Below are 25,616 nucleotides of genomic sequence, written 5' to 3'. Positions count from 1 at the left end.
TATAAAATGATGAATAAATACTATAATAAAAAGCCCTTTCTTAGAATTTTTTATATGTGAAATTGCATATAGAGTCTGACTTTATTATACTTTACTTAGTATAAAAATGTTTAAAATGATATTCAAATCCATCTTATAATATTAAAAATTAAAGGGAAGAAAGACGGAGAGGTTGTAAATGCTGATATTGAAAAGAAAGTGCAGAGTTGCTTCAATATCCAGCTTAAAATGGTATAATAGTAGTAAAACGAAAGCAAGGAGGAGAATAAATGATTGCACAGCTCGACACCAAGACTGTTTATAGTTTTATGGAAAGTGTGGTTTCGATTGAAAAATATGTACAAATGGCTAAAGAATACGGCTATTCTCACCTTTCTATCATGGATGTGGATAATCTCTATGGAGCCTATCATTTTCTAGAAGCAACTCGTAAGCATGGCATTCAGCCTTTAATTGGTTTAGAAATGACCTTGCTCAAAGATGAGGAGAATCTCTCTCTACGTTTTCTAGCCCTATCCACTAAAGGTTATCAAGAGTTGATGAAGTTATCCACTTTAAAAATGACTGGACGGAAAAATTGGTCTGACTTCACCTCCCACCTCGAAGATGTTGCTATTATTGTTCCCTATTTTAATGGGGTCGAACAGTTGGATTTGGGGGTTGATTTTTTTATCGGTGTTAGTCCAGATACTCCTCAAGAAGTCTTTACCAGACCCATTCTTCCACTCTATCAAGTCAACTCTTTTGAAAAAGAAGACCTACAGGTTTTACAAATCTTGTCAGCAGTCAAGGACAATGTCAGCCTGAGAGAAGTGGATCTACATTCACAACAGGGGATTTTTTTACCTGCCTCAGACTTGGAAGCACGTTTTATGAATCGCTTCCCTCAGGCGCTTGCCAATCTCCAAGGTCTGATAGAAAATGTAAGCTATCAAATCGACCCAAGTTTAAAACTTCCTCGCTTTAATCCTGAAAGACCAGCGGTCGAAGAACTTAGAGAGAGAGCTGAGCAAGGCTTGAGTGACAAGGGGCTAACCTCAGCTATCTATTATGAGCGACTGAATGAGGAATTAGCTGTGATTCATGATATGGGCTTTGACGACTATTTCCTTGTAGTTTGGGATTTACTCCGTTTTGGACGTTCCCAAGGATATTATATGGGAATGGGGCGTGGTTCTGCGGTTGGTAGTCTGGTGGCTTACTCACTTGATATCACAGGGATTGATCCGGTTGAAAAGAACTTGATTTTCGAGCGCTTTTTAAATCGTGAGCGCTACACCATGCCTGATATCGATATCGACATTCCTGACCTCTATAGACTAGAGTTCATTCGCTATGTTCGTGATCGGTATGGAAGTCAACATGTGGCACAGATTGTCACTTATTCGACCTTTGGAGCAAAACAGGCAATTCGTGATGTTTTTAAACGTTATGGTGTTCCAGAGTACGAATTAACCAATATTACGAAAAAAATCAGTTTTCGAGATACGCTAACGACAGCCTATGAAAAGAATTTACAGTTTAGGCAGGTCATCAATAGTAAGATTGAATATCAAAAAGCTTTTGAGATTGCTCGAAAGATTGAAGGGTATCCTCGTCAGACCTCTATCCATGCAGCTGGGGTCGTTATGAGTGACCAAGACCTGACGGACTATATCCCGCTCAAATACGGTGAGGATATGCTGATCACCCAGTATGATGCTCATGGTGTCGAAGCTAATGGCCTTTTAAAAATGGATTTCCTAGGTCTGCGTAACCTAACTTTTGTCCAAAAAATGCAGGAATTATTGGCTGAGTCAGAAGGTGTTCATCTGAAAATCGAAGAGATTGATTTGGAAGACAAAGAAACTCTGGCCCTCTTTGCTGCTGGAAATACCAAGGGGATTTTCCAATTTGAACAACCTGGCGCCATTCGGCTCTTGAAACGAGTTCAGCCGCAAGTCTTTGAAGAGGTAGTAGCAACGACATCCCTCAATAGACCGGGGGCAAGCGATTATATTGATAACTTTGTGGCTCGGAAGCATGGCAAAGAAAAGGTGACGGTGTTAGACCCTGCCTTGGAGGACATTCTGTCATCAACCTATGGCATTATGCTCTATCAAGAGCAAGTCATGCAGGTTGCTCAGCGTTTTGGAGGCTTTAGCCTTGGTAAAGCTGATATTCTCAGACGAGCTATGGGTAAGAAAAATGCTAAAGAGATGCATTTGATGAAGGAAGATTTTATCACAGGAGCTATGAAATTGGGGCATACAGAAGAAAAGTCCAACCAAGTTTTTGCAGTGATGGAAAAGTTTGCAGGCTATGGATTTAACCGATCCCACGCCTATGCTTACTCAGCCCTAGCTTTCCAGCTTGCTTATTTCAAGACACACTATCCTGCTATTTTCTTCCAAGTCATGTTGAATTATTCAAGCAGTGATTACATTGTAGATGCATTGCAGATGGGCTTTGAAGTAGCTCCTTTAGCAATAAACAGCATTCCCTATCATGATAAGATTGCTCAGAAGAAAATCTATCTTGGTTTGAAAGCTATTAAAGGGATGCCGAGAGATTTGTCTTACTGGATTATTGAAAATCGTCCTTTCTCAAGCATTGAAGATTTCGTCACACGTCTTCCCAAGAATTACAAGAAACTGTCGCTTCTGACGCCTTTGGTTGAACTGGGGCTTTTTGATGAATTTGACAAGAATCGTCAGAAAATCTTAGTGAACCTACCAAACTTATTTGTCTTTGTTGAGGAGTTGGGTGGACTCTTTGCGGATACAAATTATAGTTGGACTGAAGCTGATGATTTTACTGAGGCAGAGAAATTTTACAAAGAGCAGGAACTGATTGGGGTAGGTATCAGTGCCCATCCTCTCCAAACTCTTGCCAAACAAGCCCTATATCCGACGACGCCAATCGCTAATCTCACTGAGGGAGCTCAAGCTACTCTCCTAGTTGAAGTGCAAAAACTAAAAGTGATTCGAACTAAGAAGGGCGAGAGTATGGCCTTTCTACAGGTTCATGATAGTAAGTCTCGGATGGATGTAACTGTATTTTCAGATCAATATAGAAAATTCGCCCCCATCCTATCCGAAGGGAAATTTTACTATATCAATGGGAAGGTTCAATCTCGAGATGGTCGTCTGCAAATGATTGCACAAGATTTGAAAGAAGCAGTGGCGGAACGATTCTGGATCCAAGTTAAAAATCACGAATACGATAAAGAGATTTCAAATATCTTAGAACAATACAAAGGCCCAATTCCTGTCATTATCAGGTATGAAGAGGAGCAAAAAACAGTTGTTTCTACACGGCATTTTGTAAAAAAAGAGCTTGCTTTACAGGAGAAATTAAAGGAAATTACCATGAAAACGATTTATCGCTAAAAATACAAAAAATAGAAGAATTTTTGATTTAAATGTGGTATAATCAGTAAGAATGTTAAAAGGAAAAGGAGCAAAAACCAAATGAAACGTATTGCTGTTTTGACCAGTGGTGGAGACGCCCCTGGTATGAATGCTGCCATCCGTGCAGTAGTTCGCCAAGCAATCTCAGAAGGAATGGAAGTTTTTGGTATCTATGATGGGTATGCAGGTATGGTTGCCGGCGAAATTTATCCACTTGATGCTGCTTCAGTAGGAGACATCATTTCCCGTGGTGGTACTTTCCTTCACTCTGCTCGTTACCCTGAGTTTGCACAACTTGAAGGTCAACTTAAAGGGATTGAGCAGTTGAAAAAACACGGTATCGAAGGTGTCGTTGTTATCGGTGGTGACGGTTCTTATCACGGAGCTATGCGCTTGACTGAGCATGGATTCCCTGCTATTGGGCTTCCAGGTACAATCGATAACGATATCGTAGGTACTGACTTCACAATCGGATTTGATACTGCAGTTACTACTGCAATGGATGCAATCGATAAGATTCGTGATACATCATCAAGTCACCGTCGTACTTTCGTTGTTGAAGTAATGGGACGTAATGCTGGTGATATCGCACTTTGGGCAGGTATTGCAACTGGTGCTGATGAAATCATTATCCCTGAAGAAGGCTTCAAGATGGAAGATATCGTAGCTAGTATCAAAGCTGGTTATGAATGTGGTAAAAAACACAACATCATCGTTTTGGCCGAGGGGGTTATGTCTGCCGATGAATTTGGTAAGAAACTCAAGGAAGCAGGAGATACTAGTGACCTTCGTGTGACTGAGCTTGGACATATCCAACGTGGTGGTTCACCAACCGCTCGTGACCGTGTATTAGCGTCACGTATGGGAGCACACGCTGTTAAACTTCTCAAACAAGGAATCGGTGGTGTCGCTGTTGGTATCCGGAACGAAAAAATGGTTGAAAACCCAATTCTTGGAACAGCAGAAGAAGGAGCCTTGTTCAGCCTAACAGCTGACGGCAAAATCGTTGTTAACAACCCTCACAAAGCTGACCTTGGACTTGCTAGCTTGAACAAGAGCTTGTCATAATCAACTTTAACTAATCTGGTAAAATGACCATAAAAGGTCAAATTATATAAAGGAGTCACAAATCATGAATAAACGTGTAAAAATCGTTGCAACTTTGGGTCCTGCGGTTGAAATCCGTGGTGGAAAAAAATTCGGTGATGATGGATACTGGGGTGAAAAACTTGACGTTGAAGCTTCAGCAAAAAACATTGCTAAATTGATTGAAGCAGGAGCTAACACTTTCCGTTTCAACTTCTCACACGGTGACCACCAAGAACAAGGTGAACGTATGGCAACTGTTAAACTTGCAGAAAAACTTGCAGGTAAAAAAGTTGGTTTCCTTCTTGATACTAAAGGACCAGAAATCCGTACTGAATTGTTCGAAGGTGAAGCTAAAGAGTACTCATACAAAACTGGTGAAAAAATCCGTGTTGCAACTAAACAAGGAATCAAATCAACTCGTGAAGTGATTGCTTTGAACGTTGCTGGTGCTCTTGACATCTACGATGATGTTGAAGTTGGTCACCAAGTTTTGGTTGACGATGGTAAACTCGGTCTTCGTGTTTTTTCAAAAGACGATGCAACTCGTGAATTTGAAGTAGTCGTTGAAAATGACGGTATCATTGCTAAGCAAAAAGGTGTAAACATCCCAAACACTAAAATTCCTTTCCCAGCTCTTGCTGAACGTGATAACGATGATATCCGCTTTGGTCTTGAACAAGGTATTAACTTCATCGCGATTTCATTCGTCCGTACTGCAAAAGACGTTAACGAAGTTCGTGCAATCTGTGAAGAAACTGGTAACGGTCACGTTCAATTGTTCGCTAAAATCGAAAACCAACAAGGTATCGAAAACTTGGATGAAATCATTGAAGCTGCTGACGGTATCATGATCGCTCGTGGTGATATGGGTATCGAAGTACCATTCGAAATGGTCCCAGTTTACCAAAAAATGATTATCACTAAAGTGAACGCAGCAGGTAAAGTTGTTATCACAGCAACAAACATGCTTGAAACAATGACTGAAAAACCACGTGCAACTCGTTCAGAAGTATCAGACGTATTTAACGCTGTTATCGACGGAACTGACGCAACAATGCTTTCAGGTGAGTCTGCAAACGGTAAATATCCACTTGAGTCAGTAACAACAATGGCTACAATTGACAAGAACGCTCAAACTCTTCTCAATGAATACGGACGTTTGAACTCAGATACTTTCGAACGTAACTCTAAGACAGAAGTTATGGCTTCAGCAGTTAAAGATGCTACAAACTCAATGGACATCAAATTGGTTGTAACTCTTACTAAGACAGGTCACACAGCACGTTTGATTTCTAAATACCGTCCAAATGCTGATATCTTGGCATTGACATTTGACGAATTGACAGAACGTGGATTGATGTTGAACTGGGGTGTTATCCCAATGTTGACAGATGCTCCATCATCAACTGACGATATGTTCGAAATTGCTGAACGTAAAGCAGTTGAAGCAGGTCTTGTACAATCTGGTGACGATATCGTTATCGTTGCAGGTGTACCAGTTGGAGAAGCTGTTCGTACAAACACAATGCGCATCCGCACTGTACGCTAATCTAACATTACAAAGCCTATCATATCAAGCTTTATCGCTTGTGTGATGGGCCTTTTTTTATCGAAATGGAATGTTTAATCAATAAGAATGGGAAAAAAATGAAAATTATGGTATAATAAAACGAAAAGACCTTTTTAGTAAATTTTGAAAGAGTAAAACATGAGAAAAATTGTCATCAATGGTGGACGTCCATTGCAAGGTGAGATCACCATTAGTGGTGCTAAAAATAGTGTTGTAGCACTTATTCCAGCTATTATCTTATCAGATGATATTGTCACTTTAGATTGTGTTCCAGACATTTCAGACGTTGCTAGTCTTGTCGAAATCATGGAGATTATGGGGGCAACTGTTAAGCGTTATGACGATGTCTTGGAGATTGATCCAAGAGGCGTTCAAAACATTCCTATGCCTTATGGTAAGATTAATAGCTTGCGTGCTTCTTATTATTTCTACGGAAGTCTTTTAGGTCGCTTTGGCGAAGCTACAGTTGGACTTCCTGGTGGATGTGATCTGGGGCCTCGTCCGATTGACCTTCACTTGAAAGCCTTTGAAGCCATGGGTGCTAAGGTCAGCTATGAGGGAGATAATATGAATTTATCTGCCCAAGGTAAGGGACTTCATGGCGCAAGTATTTACATGGATACCGTTAGCGTTGGAGCAACGATTAACACTATGATTGCTGCGGTAAAAGCTAAGGGACGTACTGTCATTGAAAATGCTGCTCGTGAACCGGAAATTATCGATGTTGCTACCCTTTTGAACAACATGGGGGCTCATATTCGTGGTGCAGGGACTGATATTATCATTATTGATGGTGTCGAGAAACTTCATGATACTCGTCACCAAGTTATTCCAGACCGTATCGAAGCTGGGACCTATATTTCACTTGCTGCGGCGGTAGGAAAAGGAATTCGCATTAACAACGTTCTCTATGAACATTTAGAAGGCTTTATCGCCAAACTAGAGGAAATGGGCGTTCATATGACGGTCTCAGAAGACAGTATCTTCGTTGAAGAACAGTCTGATTTGAAGGCCATCAATATCAAAACAGCTCCTTATCCTGGATTTGCAACCGATTTGCAACAGCCTATAACTCCGCTATTGCTGACCGCGCAAGGTCGTGGAACCATTATTGATACGATCTATGAGAAACGTGTCAATCATGTCTTTGAATTAGCAAAAATGGATGCAGATATTACGACTACAAATGATCACATTATTTATAACGGTGGTCGTAAGTTACACGGGGCAAGTGTAAAGGCTACAGACTTGCGAGCTGGTGCTGCACTTGTCATCGCTGGCTTGATGGCTCAAGGCCAGACTGAAATTACGAATATTGAGTTTATCCTTCGTGGCTACTCAGATATTATTGAAAAATTGCGTAGTCTTGGAGCGGATATTACACTCGTTGAAGACTAAGCCGTTGAGGTGATTATGAATATTTGGACCAAATTAGCAATGTTTTCTTTTTTTGAAACGGAGCGCTTGTATTTGCGTCCTTTCTTTTTTAGTGACAGTCAAGCGTTTTTCGAGATTGCTTCAAACCCTGAGAATTTACAGTTTATTTTTCCCAGTCAAGCAAGTTTGGAAGAAAGTCAGTACGCCCTTGCTAACTATTTTATGAAGAATCCTCTAGGGGTTTGGGCTATTTGTCTCCAAGGAAATCAGGAAATGATTGGCTCTATTAAATTTGAAAAAATCGATGAAATCAAAAAAGAAGCAGAAATTGGTTACTTCTTAAAAAAGGATTCTTGGTCACAAGGTTTTATGACAGAAGTGGTTACCAAGCTATGCCAGCTTTCATTTGATGAATTTGGTTTAAAACAATTATCCATCATCACTCATTTGGAAAATCAAGCTAGTCAAAAAGTAGCCTTAAAATCGGGCTTTAGCCTCGTCCGACAGTTTAAGGGAAGCGATCGCTATACACGAAAAATGAGGGACTATCTTGAATTTCGATACATAAAAGGAGAATTCAATGAGTAAACACCAGGAAATTTTGTCCTATCTGGAAGAGTTGCCAATTGGGAAGAGAGTTAGTGTTCGCAGTATTTCCAATCACCTAGGTGTTAGTGACGGAACAGCCTACCGAGCTATCAAAGAAGCTGAAAATCGTGGCATCGTTGAAACTCGACCACGTAGTGGAACCATACGGGTCAAGTCCCAGAAAGTGGCTATTGAGAGGCTAACCTATGCTGAAATTGCTGAAGTCACCTCCTCTGAAGTTTTAGCCGGCCAGGAAGGGCTAGAGAGAGAGTTTAGCAAATTTTCCATTGGGGCCATGACAGAGCAGAATATCCTGTCCTATCTTCATGATGGTGGTCTTGTGATCGTAGGTGACCGTACTCGTATTCAACTTCTAGCCTTAGAAAATGAAAATGCGGTCCTCGTTACAGGTGGTTTTCATGTTCAGGACGATGTTCTTGAGTTGGCCAATAAAAAAAATATTCCAGTCCTGAGAAGTAAACATGATACTTTTACAGTAGCGACCATGATTAACAAAGCCCTCTCAAATGTTCAAATCAAAACCGACATTCTGACAGTTGAAAAGCTCTATCGTCCCAGTCATGAGTATGGTTTTTTGAGAGAAACGGATACAGTCAAAGACTATCTAGACTTGGTTCGTAAGAACAGAAGTAGCCGTTTTCCAGTCGTTAACCAATACCAAGTGGTTGTTGGGGTTGTTACTATGCGTGACGCAGGAGACAAGTCTCCCAGCACGACGATTGACAAGGTGATGACGCGCAGTATCTTCGTAACAGGATTGGCGACCAATATTGCCAATGTCAGTCAACGAATGATTGCAGAAGACTTTGAGATGGTTCCCGTTGTCAGAAGCAACCAAACCCTACTTGGTGTCGTAACACGACGAGATGTCATGGAAAAGATGAGCCGTTCCCAAGTTTCTGCCTTGCCAACTTTCTCAGAGCAAATTGGGCAAAAACTCTCTTATCATCATGATGAAGTCGTTATAACTGTTGAGCCCTTCATGTTGGAGAAAAATGGGGTCCTTGCTAATGGAGTCTTGGCTGAAATCCTCAACCATATGACCCAAGACCTAGTTGTGAATAGCGGACGTAATCTCATCATTGAACAGATGTTGATTTATTTCTTGCAGGCTGTACAGATAGATGATACTCTGCGGATTCAGGCTCGTATTATTCACCACACGAGACGCTCAGCTATTATTGATTATGATATTTATCATGGTCATCAGATTGTTTCAAAAGCAAATGTTACGGTTAAAATTAATTAGAATCTAGGAGAAAAAATGATAACTTTAAAATCAGCACGTGAAATCGAAGCCATGGACAAGGCTGGTGATTTCCTAGCAAGTATCCATATCGGCTTACGTAATTTGATTAAGCCAGGCGTGGATATGTGGGAAGTTGAAGAGTACGTTCGTCGACGTTGTAAAGAGGAGAATTTCCTTCCTTTACAGATTGGTGTGGATGGTGCTGTCATGGATTACCCCTATGCCACTTGTTGCTCTCTCAATGACGAAGTAGCTCACGCTTTCCCACGTCATTACATCTTGAAAGATGGCGATTTGCTCAAGGTTGACATGGTATTGGGTGGTCCGATTGCCAAATCCGACCTCAATGTATCTAAACTCAACTTTAACAATGTTGAGCAAATGAAAAAATACACCCAAAGTTATACTGGTGGTTTAGCTGACTCATGTTGGGCTTATGCGGTTGGTACACCGTCTGAAGAAGTGAAAAACCTTATGGACGTAACCAAGGAAGCTATGTATGTAGGAATTGAGCAAGCAGTTGTCGGCAATCGTATCGGTGATATTGGTGCAGCCATTCAAGAATACGCTGAAAGTCGCGGTTACGGGGTTGTACGTGATTTGGTTGGACATGGTGTTGGTCCAACTATGCACGAGGAGCCAATGGTTCCTAACTACGGCATTGCAGGCCGTGGACTCCGTCTCCGTGAAGGAATGGTACTAACCATTGAACCCATGATCAATACTGGAGACTGGGAAATTGATACAGATATGAAGACTGGCTGGGCTCATAAAACCATCGATGGGGGCCTATCTTGTCAATATGAACACCAGTTCGTGATTACCAAAGACGGCCCTGTTATCTTGACTAGTCAAGGTGAAGAAGGAACGTATTAAAATAAAGGAGCTTAGCTCCTTTTTGTGTCAAATTTAGTCAAAATCAATAAGCGTAGCAGACTTCTTACAAATTTATTCTTTTGTAGTAAAATAGGATTAGAATTTTGAGAAAGTAGGTAATTCGTTGGAGTCGATTATATTTCTAGTATCCGTTTTTTTAGCAGGTATCCTGTCCTTCTTTTCACCCTGCATCTTTCCTTTGCTACCTGTCTATGCTGGTATTTTACTGGATGATCAGGGAAATTCGAAAAGCTTTCGCTTTTTTGGAAGAGACGTTGCATGGTCAGGTTTAATTCGGACCTTGTGCTTTATTGCAGGAATCTCCCTCATTTTCTTTATTTTAGGATTTGGAGCTGGATTCCTAGGGCACATGCTCTATGCGGACTGGTTTCGTTATGCTATGGGGATAGTTATTATTCTTTTAGGACTTCATCAGATGGAAATCTTGCATTTCAACAAACTGGAGGTTCAAAAGACAGTCACCTTCAAACAGTCCAAGTCGAATCACTATCTGTCAGCCTTTTTACTTGGGATAACCTTTAGTTTTGGTTGGACCCCATGTATCGGACCAGTCTTAAGTTCAGTCTTGGCCCTAGCAGCTTCAGGTGGCAATGGTGCTTGGCAAGGAGCCGTGTTAACATTAGTATACACATTGGGAATGGCCCTTCCTTTCATTGTTTTGGCCTTGGCTTCGGGCTGGATTATGCCCTATTTTAGTAAATTAAAACCCCATATGATTCTACTAAAGAAAATCGGGGGAGCTTTGATTATTTTGATGGGATTATTATTAATGCTAGGGCAGTTAAATGCCTTATCAGGAATTCTTGGATAAAAGGAGAAAAAGATGAAAAAAGTTATTTTTGCTGGATTGAGCCTCATGTCTCTATTCTTGTTGATTGCCTGTGGTGAAAAAGAAACCAAACAGACAAGCAGTCCAAAACAACCCGCTGTACAACAAATCGCAGTCGGTAAGGATGCACCAGACTTTACCTTGCAGTCTATGGATGGCAAAGAAGTAAAGTTATCAGACTTTAAAGGGAAAAAGGTCTATTTAAAATTCTGGGCTTCTTGGTGTGGACCATGTAAAAAAAGCATGCCCGAGCTGATGGAATTAGCTGCCAAACAAGATCGAGACTTTGAAATCTTGAGTGTCATTGCACCTGGTTTACAAGGTGAAAAAACAGTTCAAGACTTTCCAAAATGGTTTCAAGAGCAAGGGTATAAGGATATACCAGTCTTGTATGATACCCAAGCAACTGCCTTTCAAGCCTACCAAATTCGTAGTATTCCAACGGAATACTTGATTGACAGTCAAGGTAAAATCGGGAAAATTCAGTTCGGTGCTATTAGCAATGCAGATGCGGAAGCAGCATTTAAAGAAATGAAATAAAATAAAGAAAAAATCGCGATTGTTCGCGATTTTTTTTATAGTTTTTCATTGATAAAGCGGATAAATTGATTCCACCAAACCTTCAAAAAGAAGGCTTTTTCTACTTTCTTTTCAGCGACCATTTCAAAAGAAGGTTTTTCAGAAGTGAGATAACCTTGACCGACCAAATCCTGATCGTCATAGGTTAGAGTACCGACAACCTTGCCTTCTTCCAGTGGAGCTATTTCTGATTTTGGTGTGAATTGAAGAGCTGATGTTGTTTCACTTCCAACTCGTTGGACGATTGAAATATCTGACTTAGCAATTGCAGCTACCTTATCTTCTTTCCCATCAAGGACTGTCACTTTGCTATCTTTATAGGTTTCGCCTTTCTGAACGACAGTTTTTAAAGCAAAGTTTGCAGAAACATAATCTAAAAGTGAAGAAGTTGCAGTAAAACGTGCATAAGGGTTGCTATCTTGCTGGTCTGCATTTAAAACAACCGTAATGATACGCATCCCTTTCTCAACAGTTGTTCCAACGAAAGAAGCACCGGCTTTGTCGGTAGTACCTGTTTTCAAACCGTCGACACCACCACGATAGGCTGGCATTCCTTCCAACATATAGTTGGTTGAGTGGATTTCAAGTCCAGCAAAAGTAGAAGTTGGCTTTTTGGTGATTTCCAAAACTTGAGGATAATCTCGGATGAGATTACGAGCGACGATTGCAACGTCGTAGGCACTCAACTTGTTTTCATCATCTTTTTTAGAACCAGGATAGATATTATCACCAAGGGTCTCATTATTTAAACCAGTTGTGTTTACAATAGTTGCATCTTGAATTCCCCATTCAAGAAGTTTAGCCCTCATCTTATCAACGAAATCTTTCTCAGAACCAGCAATTTTTTCTGCTAGCGCAATCGCAGCGCTGTTTGCACTGGATACCATTGTAGCCTCTAATAGTTGTTCAACAGTATAATTTCGAGCTTCCATAGGGACGTTACTCGCCTCAGAATTAGTTGTAAGTTTGTAAGGATAGTCCGAAATATCGACAGGTGTAGATAGGCTGATAGTTCCTTGTTCCAGAGCTTCATAGACCAAATAAACTGTAACCAGTTTCGTAATAGAAGCAATTTCTACAGGCTGATTTGCATCTTTTTCGTAGAGGATCTTTCCAGTTGTAGCCTCGACAGCAATGGCATGTTTAGCAGCAACATCAAACTCCTGAGCAGAAACAGTAGAAACTGTTCCAAAAACAAAAAGTGTTATAAAAGATAGAATTATTTTTTTCATATTAGCTTTATTTTATCATAAAGAAAAAAAATATTCTCGATTTTATACTAAAGCCATCTTATCTTTTGAAGAAATATGATAAAATAAATAGAGGAGGATGCCTATGTTCCGTAGAAACAAATTATTTTTTTGGACAGCTGAAATTTTATTATTAACATTGATTTTCTATCTTTGGAGAGAGATGGGAGCGATTATTACTCCTTTCGTGACAGTTGTGAATACCATCATGATTCCATTTTTGTTAGGTGGATTTTTTTACTACATTACCAATCCAATCGTTACTTTCTTAGAAAAGAGATGTAAAATCAATCGTCTAATTGGTGTCTTGGTCACTCTTTGTGCCTTAATTGGCGTTATCGTTGTAGGGGTCGTTTATCTCTTGCCGATTTTGATCAATCAGTTGACAAGCTTGATTATTTCTAGTCAAAACATCTATAGTAGACTACAAGATTTGATCATTGATTTGTCCATGAATCCAGTCTTCCAAAATATTGATATTCAACAAACAATTCAACAGTTAAATCTCTCCTATGTGGATATCCTACAGAATATTCTTAATAGCGTCAGCAACAGTTTAGGAAGCGTCCTTTCAGCCTTGTTTAGCACGGTTCTGATTCTCATTATGACCCCCGTCTTCTTGATTTATTTCTTGTTAGATGGACATAAGTTGCTGCCTATGTTGGAACGAACTGTCTTAAAACATGACAAATTAAATCTCTCTAGCCTCTTGACCAATCTCAATGCAACTATAGCGCGCTACATCAGTGGAATTGCAATTGATGCCGTTATTATCGGATGTTTAGCCTATATTGGTTATAGCGTTATCGGATTAAAGTACGCCCTAGTTTTTGCTATTTTCTCTGGAATCGCAAATTTGATTCCTTATGTTGGTCCAAGTATTGGCTTGATTCCAATGGTGATTGCCAATGTGTTCACGGATCCTCATCGTATGTTGATTGCGGTTGCTTATATGCTTATTATTCAACAGATTGACGGAAATGTTCTCTATCCACGTATCGTTGGAGGGGTTATGAAAGTGCATCCGATTACGATTTTGGTGCTCCTCTTACTGTCAAGTAATATCTACGGCGTTATAGGGATGATTGTAGCAGTGCCAACTTACTCTATTCTCAAAGAAATCACTAAGTTTTTGGCGAAATTATATGAAAATCATAAGGAAGCTAAAGAACTGGAAAAATCAGAATCTATTTAGAATCAGGGGAACCTGATTTTTTTGTGAGCATAATACCGCTAGAATGAAATAAGCTTGAATTGTATAAAGAAGCAGAAGAACAGCACTTTGTAAGATTCAGATTAATTCATAAAATATGTGTAAAACACTTGCAATTTAGCAGAAATTTGATAAAATAGTAAGGAAAGTTAGACTGTATTGCCTACTGTCTATCTATAAAATATATTTTATTGGAGGCTTTTACTCAAATGGCAAAAGAAAAATACGATCGTAGTAAACCACACGTTAACATTGGTACTATCGGACACGTTGACCACGGTAAAACTACTTTGACTGCAGCTATCACAACTGTTTTGGCACGTCGCTTGCCTTCAGCAGTTAACCAACCTAAAGACTATGCGTCTATCGATGCTGCTCCAGAAGAACGCGAACGCGGTATCACTATCAACACTGCGCACGTTGAATATGAAACTGCAAAACGTCACTATGCTCACATCGACGCTCCAGGACACGCGGATTACGTTAAAAACATGATCACTGGTGCCGCTCAAATGGACGGAGCTATCCTTGTAGTAGCTTCAACTGACGGACCAATGCCACAAACTCGTGAACACATCCTTCTTTCACGTCAAGTTGGTGTTAAACACCTTATCGTCTTCATGAACAAAATTGACTTGGTAGACGACGAAGAATTGCTTGAATTGGTTGAAATGGAAATCCGTGACCTCTTGTCAGAATACGACTTCCCAGGTGACGATCTTCCAGTTATCCAAGGTTCAGCTCTTAAAGCACTTGAAGGTGATACTAAATACGAAGATATCATCATGGAATTGATGGATACTGTTGATGAGTACATCCCAGAACCAGAACGTGATACAGATAAACCATTGCTTCTCCCAGTCGAAGACGTATTCTCAATCACTGGACGTGGTACTGTTGCTTCAGGACGTATCGACCGTGGTACTGTTCGTGTCAACGACGAAATCGAAATCGTTGGTATCAAAGACGAAACTCAAAAAGCAGTTGTTACTGGTGTTGAAATGTTCCGTAAACAACTTGATGAAGGTCTTGCCGGAGATAACGTAGGTGTACTTCTTCGTGGTATTCAACGTGACGAAATCGAACGTGGACAAGTTATCGCTAAACCAGGTTCAATCAACCCACACACTAAATTCAAAGGTGAAGTCTACATCCTTACTAAAGAAGAAGGTGGACGTCACACTCCATTCTTCAACAACTACCGCCCACAATTCTACTTCCGTACTACTGACGTTACAGGTTCAATCGAACTTCCGGCAGGTACTGAAATGGTAATGCCTGGTGATAACGTGACTATCGACGTTGAGTTGATCCACCCAATCGCCGTAGAACAAGGTACTACATTCTCTATCCGTGAGGGTGGACGTACTGTTGGTTCAGGTATGGTTACAGAAATCGAAGCTTAATTCGATTAAGTTCCCAGAAGAACAATTATTTAAGTCAGACACTAAAAGAATCTTGCCTTGCAAGGTTCTTTTTTTATTCTTGATCTATTTAAAGTGCTCCTACTCTAGCAGTATAATCGTTTTTTTGGTATAATAAAAGTTATGGAAATCGAAAAAACCAATCGTATGAATGCGCTTTTTGAATTTTATGCTGCGCTTTTGACAGACAAGCAGATGAACTATATTGAACTCTACTATGCTGATGACTACAGTCTTGCTGAGATTGCTGAAGAGTTCGGTGTCAGTCGTCAAGCTGTTTATGATAATATCAAGCGGACAGAAAAGATTCTAGAAGATTATGAGATGAAATTGCACATGTATTCGGACTACATTGTCCGCAGTCAGATTTTTGACCAGATCTTGGAGCGCTATCCCAAGGATGACTTTCTGCAGGGGCAGATAGAAGTTTTAACAAGCATTGATAATAGAGAATAAGAGGAAGAAAAATGGCATTTGAAAGTTTAACAGAACGTTTGCAGAACGTTTTTAAAAATCTACGTAAAAAAGGAAAAATTTCTGAGGCTGATGTCCAAGAAGCGACCAAAGAGATTCGTTTGGCCTTGCTGGAAGCTGACGTTGCTTTGCCTGTTGTAAAGGACTTTATCAAGAAGGTTCGTGAGCGTGCAGTAGGGCACGATGTCATTGATACCCTCAATCCTGCCCAACAGATTATCAAAATCGTTGATGAGGAACTGACAGCTGTTTTAGGTTCCGATACGGCAGAGATTATCAAGTCACCAAAAATTCCAACCATTATCATGATGGTCGGTTTGCAGGGGGCTGGTAAAACAACATTTGCTGGTAAGCTGGCTAATAAACTCAAGAAGGAAGAAAATGCTCGTCCTTTGATGATTGCGGCAGATATTTATCGTCCAGCAGCCATCGATCAGTTGAAAACACTTGGACAACAAATTGATGTTCCTGTCTTTGCACTTGGAACAGAGGTTCCAGCTGTTGAGATTGTTCGTCAAGGTTTGGAGCAAGCACAAGCCAATCACAACGACTATGTCTTGATCGATACGGCAGGTCGTTTACAGATTGATGAGCTCTTAATGAATGAGCTTCGTGACGTAAAAGCATTGGCCCAACCAAACGAAATTCTACTCGTAGTGGACGCCATGATTGGTCAGGAAGCGGCTAATGTTGCCCGTGAGTTTAATGCTCAGTTAGAAGTGACTGGTGTTATCCTTACCAAGATTGATGGGGATACTCGTGGTGGTGCGGCTTTGTCTGTTCGCCACATCACTGGTAAACCTATCAAGTTCACTGGTACGGGTGAAAAGATTACAGATATCGAAACCTTCCACCCAGACCGTATGTCAAGCCGTATCCTTGGCATGGGGGATATGCTGACCTTGATTGAGAAAGCTTCTCAGGAATACGATGAGCAAAAAGCTCTTGAAATGGCTGAGAAGATGCGTGAAAACACCTTTGATTTCAATGATTTCATTGACCAATTGGATCAGGTGCAAAATATGGGATCAATGGAAGACTTGCTCAAGATGATTCCAGGTATGGCTAACAACCCTGCCCTTCAAAACATGAAGATGGATGAGCGCCAGATTGCGCGTAAACGTGCCATTGTATCTTCTATGACACCTGAAGAGCGTGAAAATCCTGATCTGTTAAATCCAAGCCGTCGCCGTCGTATCGCTGCAGGTTCTGGAAATACCTTTGTCGAAGTTAATAAATTCATCAAGGACTTTAACCAGGCTAAACAGCTCATGCAAGGTGTCATGTCTGGAGATATGAACAAGATGATGAAGCAGATGGGAATCAATCCAAACAACCTTCCTAAAAATATGCCAAATATGGGAGGAATGGATATGTCTGCCCTTGAAGGCATGATGGGACAAGGTGGCATGCCGGATATGTCGGGTCTCGGAGGAGCAGGCATGCCAGATATGAGCCAGATGTTTGGTGGCGGACTCAAAGGTAAAATCGGTGAATTTGCAATGAAGCAGTCTATGAAACGTATGGCCAACAAAATGAAAAAAGCGAAGAAGAAACGCAAATAAAAAAAGGACAGCAGGAATGCTTTCCCTACATATAAAAAGAACTCTGAATCCGATTCAGAGTTCTTTTGTGTTTGATTGGTTTATTCCCACTCAACGACTAAATAAGGTCGTCAAATCGTTTATATAACAGTGTTTTTAGCGTGTGGTTATGATTTTGGAGACTCTCTCAGTATTGCTTGATTTCCATTGAAATTAACTTTTGTATTTTTAGCGTGTTGTATATTGATTAATCCAGTCATTTCATTAGCCAGTTCCTTATCAACTCCTGACCACATATGAGCATAGTGCTTCAAAGTGATCTCTGGACTTGAGTGTCCTAGTCGTTTTGAAACGATCAGCACCGATGCGTTAAGCTCGTTAATAAGGTAGGATGCGTGAGAATGTCGTAAACCTTTTGCTTGAATCAATGGGACATTTGCTAATTTGGCATAACGCTTAATGATTCTTGAAATGGTTGATTTAAGCATAGGGTTACCATCGTAACTTAAAACAAAACTTACTTTTCCAAGTTCAGATTGACGTTCTTTCCATGCTTTCAAGATTTGGATGGTATCATCATCTAAAGTAACGATACGGAGACCAGCATCTGTTTTAGTGTGGTTCTGTCTTTGCCAATTATTCTTATTAGTCATAATCAGCATATGAGCCACTCTGAGCTCTTTTTTCTCAAAATCAATATCGTTCCACCAGATTGCTGTTCCTTCGTTCACACGCATCCCGGTACAGAAGTAGAGCCACAGCATAACAAAGCATAACAAAGCATAAATGCTCATAGAAATCAGAAATGCAGATATTGCTAATAACTTCTTCAAAGTCGTTTTTTGTCCAATACTCAGCGATACTTTTCCCTTTTGGAATAGATTTTACTTTCATTGAAACATTCTTCTGTAGATATTGCATATCAACAGCGAAATCCAATGACTTTCTAAAAGTTCCAAAAGTAAGACCTGCATAGGCTTGCGAATAATTACCACCATTTTTAGCTAATAGCCATGTTCTAAAGTTCTGAACTTCACGAACAGTTATGTCTTTGAGTTTTTTCTTCCCAAATCGATTGAAAACAATTTTTAAGGACGGCTGACGTGTTGCATAAGTATGTTCGCTTACTTCTGACTGATAGTAAGGTAAATAAACTGTATTCATGAACTGCTCATAAGTCATATCGTAATTAGAGTATCCATCTGACTGAAGATAGTCATTTTTGACCCTAATCGCTTCTGTATAGGCTTCTTTTGCAGTAGTGAATTTTTTACCATTTGGGTCTTTACGAGACTTTTTCTTGATACGTTTACCAGTGATTTTATCGTTACCTAGGCTAACTTCATAGTAGAATTGACCTTTATCATCAATATACACATCTTGGAAGTTTGTTTTAGCCATAAATTACCTACTTTCTATTCGTTCAGTAACTTAAAGCCAAGAATCTCCTCAACAGCTTCGATTGGAACAGTTCCTAATCGTCTATTGTTGTAAATGGTATACCCTTGTTGTACCATATTCAACTTAGTTTGTCTAATAATTTGTTGAGCTGTAGCTTTTGCGTAGCCTAGTTTAACCAAATCATCAGAAGTAATATTCAACAGATTTTTACTATTCATTTTCTTCCTCCTTCTTGATATTGTTACGCTGAGGATTGCAACGCCGAGAATCAAGATACTTAGCAAAGAAGTAGGTACGTTCAATGATGAGCCCAAGAAGGGGAGTATAATTCGCACGTGCATACCATACTAGCTCTTCAAACTCAGTGAAGTCATTCTGTTCAATGATATCCACCACCTCTTGCATGAAGTCATCTGAGTTCATCTCTACAAGGAACTTATCAAGGTTAAATCCACAGCCTACCTCAATATCATTCAGATCATATTGCGTTTTATCCTTATTCTCAGCGTGGGTAAAGTAGTCAAAGAGTCCTTTTGGAGATTGGACAACTTCCACGTGAGAAGGGCCGTTCAGCTTATCTTTGATTAGTTCAGATACTTGTTTGTAGCTCTTGAGTGAATCGAAGAAGAATGCTCCGTGTTTGTGAGCCTTTTTCAATTCTCCTGTTTGGCGATTGATGTCTTTATCGTGCCACGGGCTCAAGATAAAGGGAATATGCAATTCTTCAAGAATTACAAGATAGTCTGCAGGGGCGCTCTCTTTGTAGAATAAGAATGTCCACTTGCTAGAACGTTGTTCTTTTGCCATTTTTCACCTCATTTCTGTGATTACTGATTATTGGATAAATGGGGGGTCGTAGTAACCCCCATTTATCTTGGTCAATAGAAAAGAAGGGAGCTATTTGGCTACTGCTAAACGCAAGCCATAGCCCCCTCTTTTACCGTTTTTTACCAACTAACCAAAGGTTATTGCGACCCCGATTAGGTGCAGAGAAGTAGTAGTCAGGATGCTGACTAGATACTTCCTCTTTTAGTTGGGAAGTCATATCACTCAAGACTTTTTGCCCCTGCTGGTCTCTTGGGACTTTAATGAATACTCTGACTTCATCTTTTTGGATGTCTACAACACTCTTACGAGCACAACGATTGAAGCTGCCGTTGATTGGGTTGTGGGTTGTAATGGTTTGGTTATCTATTTTTGTGACTTTCTCTGATTTTTCACGTTGTGTCAGGAAATTACGGAGCTTGAAAGTGTGGTAGATGGATTTGAAATAGTTGAAAAGATTATCAAATCGAACACGATTCATGATTTCAAGCGTAACGGATGCAAACAATGCACCTAGTAAGTAGCTCATAACCGTATAAGAGTATTGGCTTCCCATTGTTAGATAGCTACTGACTTGCGAAAGGTCAAGGGCGATAGGAAGCGTTAGGGCAATAGTGCTCGCTAGAAAGTCTAATGACCATCCAAGAAATCCTGTTATAAGTGAAAAGAGAATCAAGTAGATGTTGAGGTTGTAAGTCCTCATGAAGAATGATTTTTTTATCATTAGAGAATACCTTCCGTTGTGTAGTATGTAGGACAAAGTAGTGGGAGTACCTGATAGGGATGCTCATTGTCAATGACCTGTATCAAGCCAGTGCCGTGTCCAGTCGGAATAACAATACCTTCAGGATTTAGGTCAGGAAACAAAAATTGAACAGATTTGCTATTTATATTTCCAATCTGAATTAGAACATTAAGCTGTTCCCTTACTGATACTGGAATCGTGGTGTGGTCAAATCGCTGGCTTACTAAGAGCAAGTGAATTTTTGTAGCCCGTCCAAGTAGAGTAATTTGTGACAAAAGAGAGAAAAAAGATTCCTTGATTGCCTTATTGACTCCCTCTGAAAGAGCCAGTACCTCGTCTATGACAATTGTGAGATGTGCGAATTCATGACGGGGATTGTCATATAGAATTGCTTGACGTTGTTGAATCAGATTTAGGCATTGACTTAAACGCTCATTGACCTCTGAAACGAAATCAGACTTAGAACGGTTCTCCACGGGATGAATGACTGCGATTTTGTGTTCGCGAGCCCAACGACTTGGGGAATCAAACTTAGGGTCTACGATGATGAGGTCGCTCTGATTTTTGAGAACGGAGAGCAGGTAGGTAAGGGCATAACTTTTCCCTGAGCCCGAGTTTCCACAGATAGCCATGTGGTTCACCTTATCAAGATTGAGAGTAAAATTTTCCATAATTGGAATCTGATTCTTTGGTAGGTTGGATGTGTACTTGTCAAGGTCAGGGATGACCAAACGTTTTGAGATACCCACGTTCCAAGGGAAGAAGCGTCCACGCTGAACATGAATGTCATCTGTCTTGAGAGGGATAAAGTAAGTGGCATTCTGTTTCAGAAGTGTATAGTGAGGGTACAAGGAAGCGTTAGCAATCAAGAAGATTTTGTTATAGAGTTCATCATCTAGGATGTAGGCACAAGGAAGCCTAGGGATGAAGATGAAGCCACCCTCTTGAATGACAATATTGAAGCTATTGGTGTAGCTTGTTTCCCCCTGCATCAGAGCCCCAAGAGCCATGTTGAGGCTCTGGAGCAAGTAAGATTGCAGGACAGTATCTGCTTTAGTTGCCATTATTTGACCTCCTTGATACCGTCAGCTTTGAAGTAGACATTGTAGCGAACCTCAACGGCTTGGAGATTTTCAAATTCAATCAAGCTTAGAAATTCAGGAAGTTTGACCTTGTCTTCAAATTTTACTTGGAAAGGTTCAAGCCCTTCTTGAACAAAGGTTGCCTTGTAGGCGATAATCTCACCGGTTGGCTTTCCATCTTCAAAGAGTTGTTGGGGTTCAAGCTCAGTGCTTAAACTGTGAATCGGTTTAGTAGGAATGACATATTCCGTTGCAGTTGTGGCTGAGTAGCCATCTTTCTTGTGTTTGGTTTTAATTGTCATGGGTTTTATCCTCCTTTATGGCTTAATTGTTTTGTTAGGGGAACGTGCTCAGTTTGAGTCGTGAGCTGGACTGTCTTAGCTAAGTACATATCTATGATAGACGTTTTAAACTTTTCTTGATTTCAAGATTTTTGAAAGTGTAGCACTCAAAGTTGTGCTACGAGTGAGACGAATTCGATTAACCATTCAACTAGGCTATCAGCAATTTGGTAAGATGTTTCTTCCTTTGGAAAATCAGGGAAGAAATCATATAAGTCAGTTGCCAAGGTTGAGAGATTTTGTTGAATACCTTTCTTTTTGGATTTGAAAAGATGCTTTGTGGAATCGTGTCCTTCAGAAAGAATAAGTTCTGTCAATTGAGTAATGAGCAACTTGCAAAAGTCAATACTAGGGAAGAAAACACTCTTTACATTAGGAAGATTTAGTGTTTCTTACAAGGCATCTACAGTGTCTAAGGTAATATTTCGTTTACCTCTTAGGATTTGACTAACGGCAGGAGCAGAGATTTCTATAGGTTCATCAAAATTATAATAAAAGATACTGTTCTGAGCTTTACCTTGCTCAATCAATTCTTGTTTGATAGCTTGACCAAGTAATTCACAATAGAGAGTTTTAACTTTAGCTTTTAGCATAAGTTGTCCTTTCCTGTCCTCAGACGGAAAGAAACAAATGAGCTATTACAGTTACCGAGTAGATGCAAGAATGGCACAAAAAAGAAACGGTGAAACAGTAATATGCAAAACTAAACCTTTACCGCACGCATAGTAATCATATTGTTTCAATCCGTCCTTTGCTGGCCAGCTTTTGGACTTTTTATTTTTTGAGATATAAATATCCCTGATATTATTATAAAGTCAAAAAACGTGGTATAATTTAGGCATAAATAATTTATTTTAATGAAAGAAATACCAGGTTTTGTATGAAGTTCAAGAATACTAAGAAATACTTGCTCGATATTGCTTCCCTTCGGTTAGATTGTAAAGTGAGAGAGATAAATAGAGAACGTAAAGAAGTATCTTCTCGGGAATACTATTGGGAACATGGTAAAAAGAAAAAACAGAATCCAAAATACAGCAAGTTGTCAAATGAAGAAATATATTCAAAAAATGCCCCTTTAATTGGACAAATTCGAGGAGGAAAAATAAATAAAAAAAATCCTCATTTATTTACCAATTCAGCAGTTAGGGCAATTTACAATAATTGTAAAATTAGTCCAACCGATACCGGCTTTGGATTAAATGAAGAAGAACAAATCAACTTTAGAAAACGAAATATGATGTTCAAATCATATGACGAAATTTTTTTCGGAAGTGAGTCGGAACAGCGTACAATGGAGACGTTTTTTCCAACAGCATTGATGCTAGATATTTTGTATGAAAAATATGATGAAAACTTATGGAGAATTGTTTTAGGTTATGTCCCATTAAATATTGTGTTTGAGAAAATAAAGCAAAATGTCAAAGATACTAAAAAGGTGTATAGCCTTCTTGTTAAGGATAACTGGGAATTACTTATGACAGGTATTTTTAGAGCCAGTGAAAGATTTGGTACACATGGGAATTCTTTTGAAGATATCTTTACATTGGATATAGAATACTTTGTAAGTTTTTATAATTCATCCTTCCCGAGTAGGCAGGAGGGGGAGAATAGATTGGCAAAGATTGAAAGAGTTTTATCTTTGTTTTATGAGGAGGTGTTGAAAGACAAGTTTGAGCAATTTATAAATGAGAGAGAAGGATTTGAATATCATAGTATTGAATCTATGGTTGCTATTCAAAAAGAAGCTCAGGGATATAAGAAGAGAATTATTGAATTTGAATCTTCGAAATTATTAGGAATTTATAGCTCTTCTTGGGATGATAATTTTTTAGACGAGCTTGAGGCTCTCAATGCAAAAGAAGAACTAACAGATGAATATTCGGATTTGCTCCATGTTACTAGGATATCCAAATTGATTGACAGAGTTTTTGAGGAAATGACTGTTTTACAGAGTAAACATGAAGACAGTAATCACTGGGGTGGTAACTATCTTGGGTATATCAAAAAATATCAAAAAGGGAATGAAATATTAGCTTATTTTTCCTCTGGTGACTCCGCTGAATTAAAGCCATTGATACTAGACAGTGAAAAACAAGCAGACCGATGGAACGAACATCTTAGAAGGAGATTATACATCAAAAAGCATCCTAATAGCTATTTAGCAAAAGAAGAACGAGAGCAAATGGAATGGTTTAGAGATAGGAGAAATAAAAAACTTTGAGTTTTATGTCTCAAAGTTTTTTGGATATGTCTAAAAAATTATTGAAGACTGAATTTTTATCCTTAAATGGTATAATAGAGTGAATATGAAAAATTGGTAAAGGAGTACCCTTTAGTGCATTGCTCACACAATATACTAAATAACTATTAAATCCCTTTTGCTGATGAAATATGTGAGGTATGTGATGTTAGATAAGGGGAACAGTGATCAGTCTAACAAGACTGTGATGACACTAAAGGAACAGAAGAATCAAGCAAATGAGTTTGTTGCACGTTGGAAAGATAGAGGGAATGAACGACAAGATTCACAGCCTTTTTGGCTTGACCTTTTGCAGTCAGTTTATGGCATTGAAAAGCCAACTGAGTATATCACTTTTGAAGATAAGGTTATGCTTGACCATACCAGTTTCATTGATGGCTATATTGAAAAGACTAAAGTCTTGATTGAGCAAATATGAAGAACTTATTAAAGAAAAATAATCTCCCTAAGACTGGACATACTGGTTAAGGGTAAGGGGTGTAGCGAGGTGGACAATGTACATAACCAACTGGATTAAAGATAGACTGAATCAGAAAAAAGAAAAACTAGAATCCGTTTCATATACGAATGTAAAGGAACTTGCATTAACTAAAATGTCAGATTCTCCAATATTGTTTGTTGACAATGGAAAAGAAAACATAGGTTACGATTACCAAACGTATGAGAATATTACTTATTTATTAAAAAACGGCGGTAGTCTCAACTACCTTATAGCTGATAGAGACATAAAAATTTCTTCTCATAAATTTGTACCCATTGAAGATAAAGGAAAAAATCTTTACGAATTAGATCTTGGTAAAATAGATGTATTCCTTAAGGATTTGAATTTAGGATATTTTCATGAACAAGACCACTATGGAGGAGCAACTTATACACTTTCATCATACATTTTAATGGCATTATGCTGTGACAATTACAAACATTACGATATTGAACTCAGTATATATCGAGAACGTGATGCAAGAGAAGCGTATGATGCAGGAATTGACATCTATTACTCAGTAATGAAGCAAAATAAAAATGTTAGCCAAATTCTTCCTCGAAATAGCATAATCCTAAAAGCTGAGGAGCGTGAAAGTGATATAGTTTATTATAAACAGCTTATTGAAAAATCAGAAAAAAAGTTACTTTCTCTGCCTAGTAATAGAGTTTGGGAAACTATACCTACACAACCAATATACATTTTTCACTATAAAATAGATGCCCCAGCATTCAGTAGTTCTATAAGAAAAATTGAAATGAAGGAAATTGATAACTTTTACATTTCTAAGTCTGGAGAATACATTAAACATAGTGTAGTGGAAAGAATTAGATTAGAAGGTTATTCTTTGATTCACATCATATTTTCTAGAGAGTTAAGCAATAAACAAAAAGAAAAATTAGACAACTATTTTTATAACGATTTTTCATTAAAAAAAATTCCTTTAGATGATTATAAGTAAATTGCGACACAAAAAGTAAAAAAA

Annotated in this window: 21 protein-coding genes and 3 pseudogenes; 16 read left to right on the top strand and 8 right to left on the bottom strand. The window is 39.1% G+C overall.

Translation table 11 applies throughout. From position 1 onward, the window contains the following. Nucleotides 1-269 precede the first annotated feature (269 nt). From D8847_RS00575 to sdbB, 9 genes are all read left to right on the top strand, one after another. Entirely contained in the window at nucleotides 270-3,371 is a 3,102-nt protein-coding gene (locus D8847_RS00575) for a DNA polymerase III subunit alpha (protein WP_125840249.1), read from the top strand. A gap of 81 nt (nucleotides 3,372-3,452) precedes the next feature. Beyond that, complete coding sequence (gene pfkA, locus D8847_RS00570; RefSeq protein WP_000820880.1) at nucleotides 3,453-4,460, top strand: 6-phosphofructokinase; 1,008 nt, start codon at nucleotides 3,453-3,455, stop codon at nucleotides 4,458-4,460. Between the two features lie 64 nt (nucleotides 4,461-4,524). After that, complete coding sequence (pyk, locus tag D8847_RS00565; protein ID WP_125840248.1) at nucleotides 4,525-6,030, top strand: pyruvate kinase; 1,506 nt, start codon at nucleotides 4,525-4,527, stop codon at nucleotides 6,028-6,030. Nucleotides 6,031-6,189: 159 nt separating this feature from the next. Then, on the top strand, nucleotides 6,190-7,449 hold the full coding sequence (locus tag D8847_RS00560) for a UDP-N-acetylglucosamine 1-carboxyvinyltransferase (protein ID WP_125840247.1): 1,260 nt from the start codon (nucleotides 6,190-6,192) through the stop codon (nucleotides 7,447-7,449). A 15-nt stretch (nucleotides 7,450-7,464) separates the two neighbouring features. Further along, nucleotides 7,465-8,016 carry a GNAT family N-acetyltransferase gene (locus D8847_RS00555; protein ID WP_125840246.1) on the top strand — a complete coding sequence of 184 codons (552 nt, stop codon included), beginning with the start codon at nucleotides 7,465-7,467 and terminating at the stop codon, nucleotides 8,014-8,016. Continuing rightward, a complete protein-coding gene (spxR, locus tag D8847_RS00550; RefSeq protein WP_125840245.1) occupies nucleotides 8,009-9,286 on the top strand; it encodes a CBS-HotDog domain-containing transcription factor SpxR in 1,278 nt (425 codons plus the stop codon). The genes D8847_RS00555 and spxR overlap by 8 nt, the downstream gene beginning before the upstream one ends. Before the next feature lie 15 nt (nucleotides 9,287-9,301). Further along, the gene (locus D8847_RS00545) at nucleotides 9,302-10,162 is read left to right on the top strand and encodes a methionyl aminopeptidase (protein WP_125840244.1); all 861 of its coding nucleotides are present in this window, start codon (nucleotides 9,302-9,304) and stop codon (nucleotides 10,160-10,162) included. A 124-nt stretch (nucleotides 10,163-10,286) separates the two neighbouring features. Beyond that, nucleotides 10,287-10,994, top strand: a complete 708-nt coding sequence (gene ccdA2 / locus D8847_RS00540) for a thiol-disulfide oxidoreductase-associated membrane protein CcdA2 (RefSeq protein ID WP_002875594.1) — start codon at nucleotides 10,287-10,289, stop codon at nucleotides 10,992-10,994. A 12-nt stretch (nucleotides 10,995-11,006) separates the two neighbouring features. Beyond that, nucleotides 11,007-11,552, top strand: coding sequence for a thiol-disulfide oxidoreductase-associated lipoprotein SdbB (sdbB, locus tag D8847_RS00535; protein ID WP_125840243.1), 546 nt, complete (start codon nucleotides 11,007-11,009; stop codon nucleotides 11,550-11,552). Between the two features lie 35 nt (nucleotides 11,553-11,587). On the opposite strand, the gene pbp3 is transcribed toward sdbB, so the two are convergent. Next, nucleotides 11,588-12,823, bottom strand: coding sequence for a D-alanyl-D-alanine carboxypeptidase PBP3 (gene pbp3, locus D8847_RS00530; protein ID WP_033605658.1), 1,236 nt, complete (start codon nucleotides 12,821-12,823; stop codon nucleotides 11,588-11,590). A 103-nt stretch (nucleotides 12,824-12,926) separates the two neighbouring features. Here pbp3 and D8847_RS00525 point away from each other — a divergent pair, with 103 nt between their 5' ends. From D8847_RS00525 to ffh, 4 genes are all read left to right on the top strand, one after another. After that, nucleotides 12,927-14,036, top strand: coding sequence for an AI-2E family transporter (locus D8847_RS00525; protein WP_125840242.1), 1,110 nt, complete (start codon nucleotides 12,927-12,929; stop codon nucleotides 14,034-14,036). A 227-nt stretch (nucleotides 14,037-14,263) separates the two neighbouring features. Then, nucleotides 14,264-15,460 carry an elongation factor Tu gene (gene tuf, locus D8847_RS00520; protein WP_009730078.1) on the top strand — a complete coding sequence of 399 codons (1,197 nt, stop codon included), beginning with the start codon at nucleotides 14,264-14,266 and terminating at the stop codon, nucleotides 15,458-15,460. 141 nt (nucleotides 15,461-15,601) lie between these two features. Continuing rightward, nucleotides 15,602-15,934 carry a putative DNA-binding protein gene (locus tag D8847_RS00515; RefSeq protein ID WP_125840241.1) on the top strand — a complete coding sequence of 111 codons (333 nt, stop codon included), beginning with the start codon at nucleotides 15,602-15,604 and terminating at the stop codon, nucleotides 15,932-15,934. An 11-nt stretch (nucleotides 15,935-15,945) separates the two neighbouring features. Then, nucleotides 15,946-17,517 (top strand): signal recognition particle protein, encoded by a 1,572-nt coding sequence (gene ffh / locus D8847_RS00510; RefSeq protein WP_125840240.1) that lies wholly within the window; start codon nucleotides 15,946-15,948, stop codon nucleotides 17,515-17,517. Nucleotides 17,518-17,663: 146 nt separating this feature from the next. Here the strand turns inward: ffh and D8847_RS00505 are convergent. The 7 genes and pseudogenes from D8847_RS00505 to D8847_RS00475 all read right to left on the bottom strand — a co-directional run bounded on the left by D8847_RS00505 (nucleotide 17,664) and on the right by D8847_RS00475 (nucleotide 22,483). After that, nucleotides 17,664-18,897, bottom strand: a pseudogene (locus tag D8847_RS00505) (tyrosine-type recombinase/integrase). Nucleotides 18,898-18,911: 14 nt separating this feature from the next. Beyond that, nucleotides 18,912-19,115, bottom strand: a complete 204-nt coding sequence (locus tag D8847_RS00500) for a DUF3173 domain-containing protein (RefSeq protein WP_125840239.1) — start codon at nucleotides 19,113-19,115, stop codon at nucleotides 18,912-18,914. After that, nucleotides 19,108-19,704, bottom strand: a complete 597-nt coding sequence (locus D8847_RS00495) for a replication protein (protein ID WP_125840238.1) — start codon at nucleotides 19,702-19,704, stop codon at nucleotides 19,108-19,110. Before D8847_RS00495 ends, D8847_RS00500 begins: the two co-directional genes overlap by 8 nt. Before the next feature lie 130 nt (nucleotides 19,705-19,834). Continuing rightward, the gene (locus D8847_RS00490; protein WP_000592630.1) at nucleotides 19,835-20,446 is read right to left on the bottom strand and encodes a hypothetical protein; all 612 of its coding nucleotides are present in this window, start codon (nucleotides 20,444-20,446) and stop codon (nucleotides 19,835-19,837) included. After that, the gene (locus D8847_RS00485; protein ID WP_125840237.1) at nucleotides 20,446-21,531 is read right to left on the bottom strand and encodes an AAA family ATPase; all 1,086 of its coding nucleotides are present in this window, start codon (nucleotides 21,529-21,531) and stop codon (nucleotides 20,446-20,448) included. The genes D8847_RS00490 and D8847_RS00485 overlap by 1 nt, the downstream gene beginning before the upstream one ends. Continuing rightward, nucleotides 21,531-21,851 carry a hypothetical protein gene (locus D8847_RS00480; protein WP_125441874.1) on the bottom strand — a complete coding sequence of 107 codons (321 nt, stop codon included), beginning with the start codon at nucleotides 21,849-21,851 and terminating at the stop codon, nucleotides 21,531-21,533. Before D8847_RS00480 ends, D8847_RS00485 begins: the two co-directional genes overlap by 1 nt. Before the next feature lie 146 nt (nucleotides 21,852-21,997). Next, nucleotides 21,998-22,483: pseudogene (locus tag D8847_RS00475) on the bottom strand (XRE family transcriptional regulator). Nucleotides 22,484-22,770: 287 nt separating this feature from the next. On the opposite strand from D8847_RS00475, the gene D8847_RS00470 reads away from it, so the two are divergent. The 3 genes and pseudogenes from D8847_RS00470 to D8847_RS00460 all read left to right on the top strand — a co-directional run bounded on the left by D8847_RS00470 (nucleotide 22,771) and on the right by D8847_RS00460 (nucleotide 25,592). Beyond that, the gene (locus D8847_RS00470) at nucleotides 22,771-24,111 is read left to right on the top strand and encodes a hypothetical protein (protein WP_125840236.1); all 1,341 of its coding nucleotides are present in this window, start codon (nucleotides 22,771-22,773) and stop codon (nucleotides 24,109-24,111) included. 226 nt (nucleotides 24,112-24,337) lie between these two features. Continuing rightward, a pseudogene (locus tag D8847_RS00465) lies at nucleotides 24,338-24,562 on the top strand (type IIL restriction-modification enzyme MmeI); the annotation flags it as partial. A gap of 82 nt (nucleotides 24,563-24,644) precedes the next feature. Continuing rightward, entirely contained in the window at nucleotides 24,645-25,592 is a 948-nt protein-coding gene (locus tag D8847_RS00460; protein WP_260467749.1) for a hypothetical protein, read from the top strand. The last annotated feature ends 24 nt before the right edge of the window (nucleotides 25,593-25,616 follow it).

The organism is Streptococcus mitis (assembly GCF_003942795.1).
Classification (GTDB): Bacteria; Bacillota; Bacilli; order Lactobacillales; family Streptococcaceae; genus Streptococcus; species Streptococcus mitis_BJ.
Note: the sequence above shows the minus strand (reverse complement) of the source record. Positions and strands in the feature narration are given on the sequence as shown.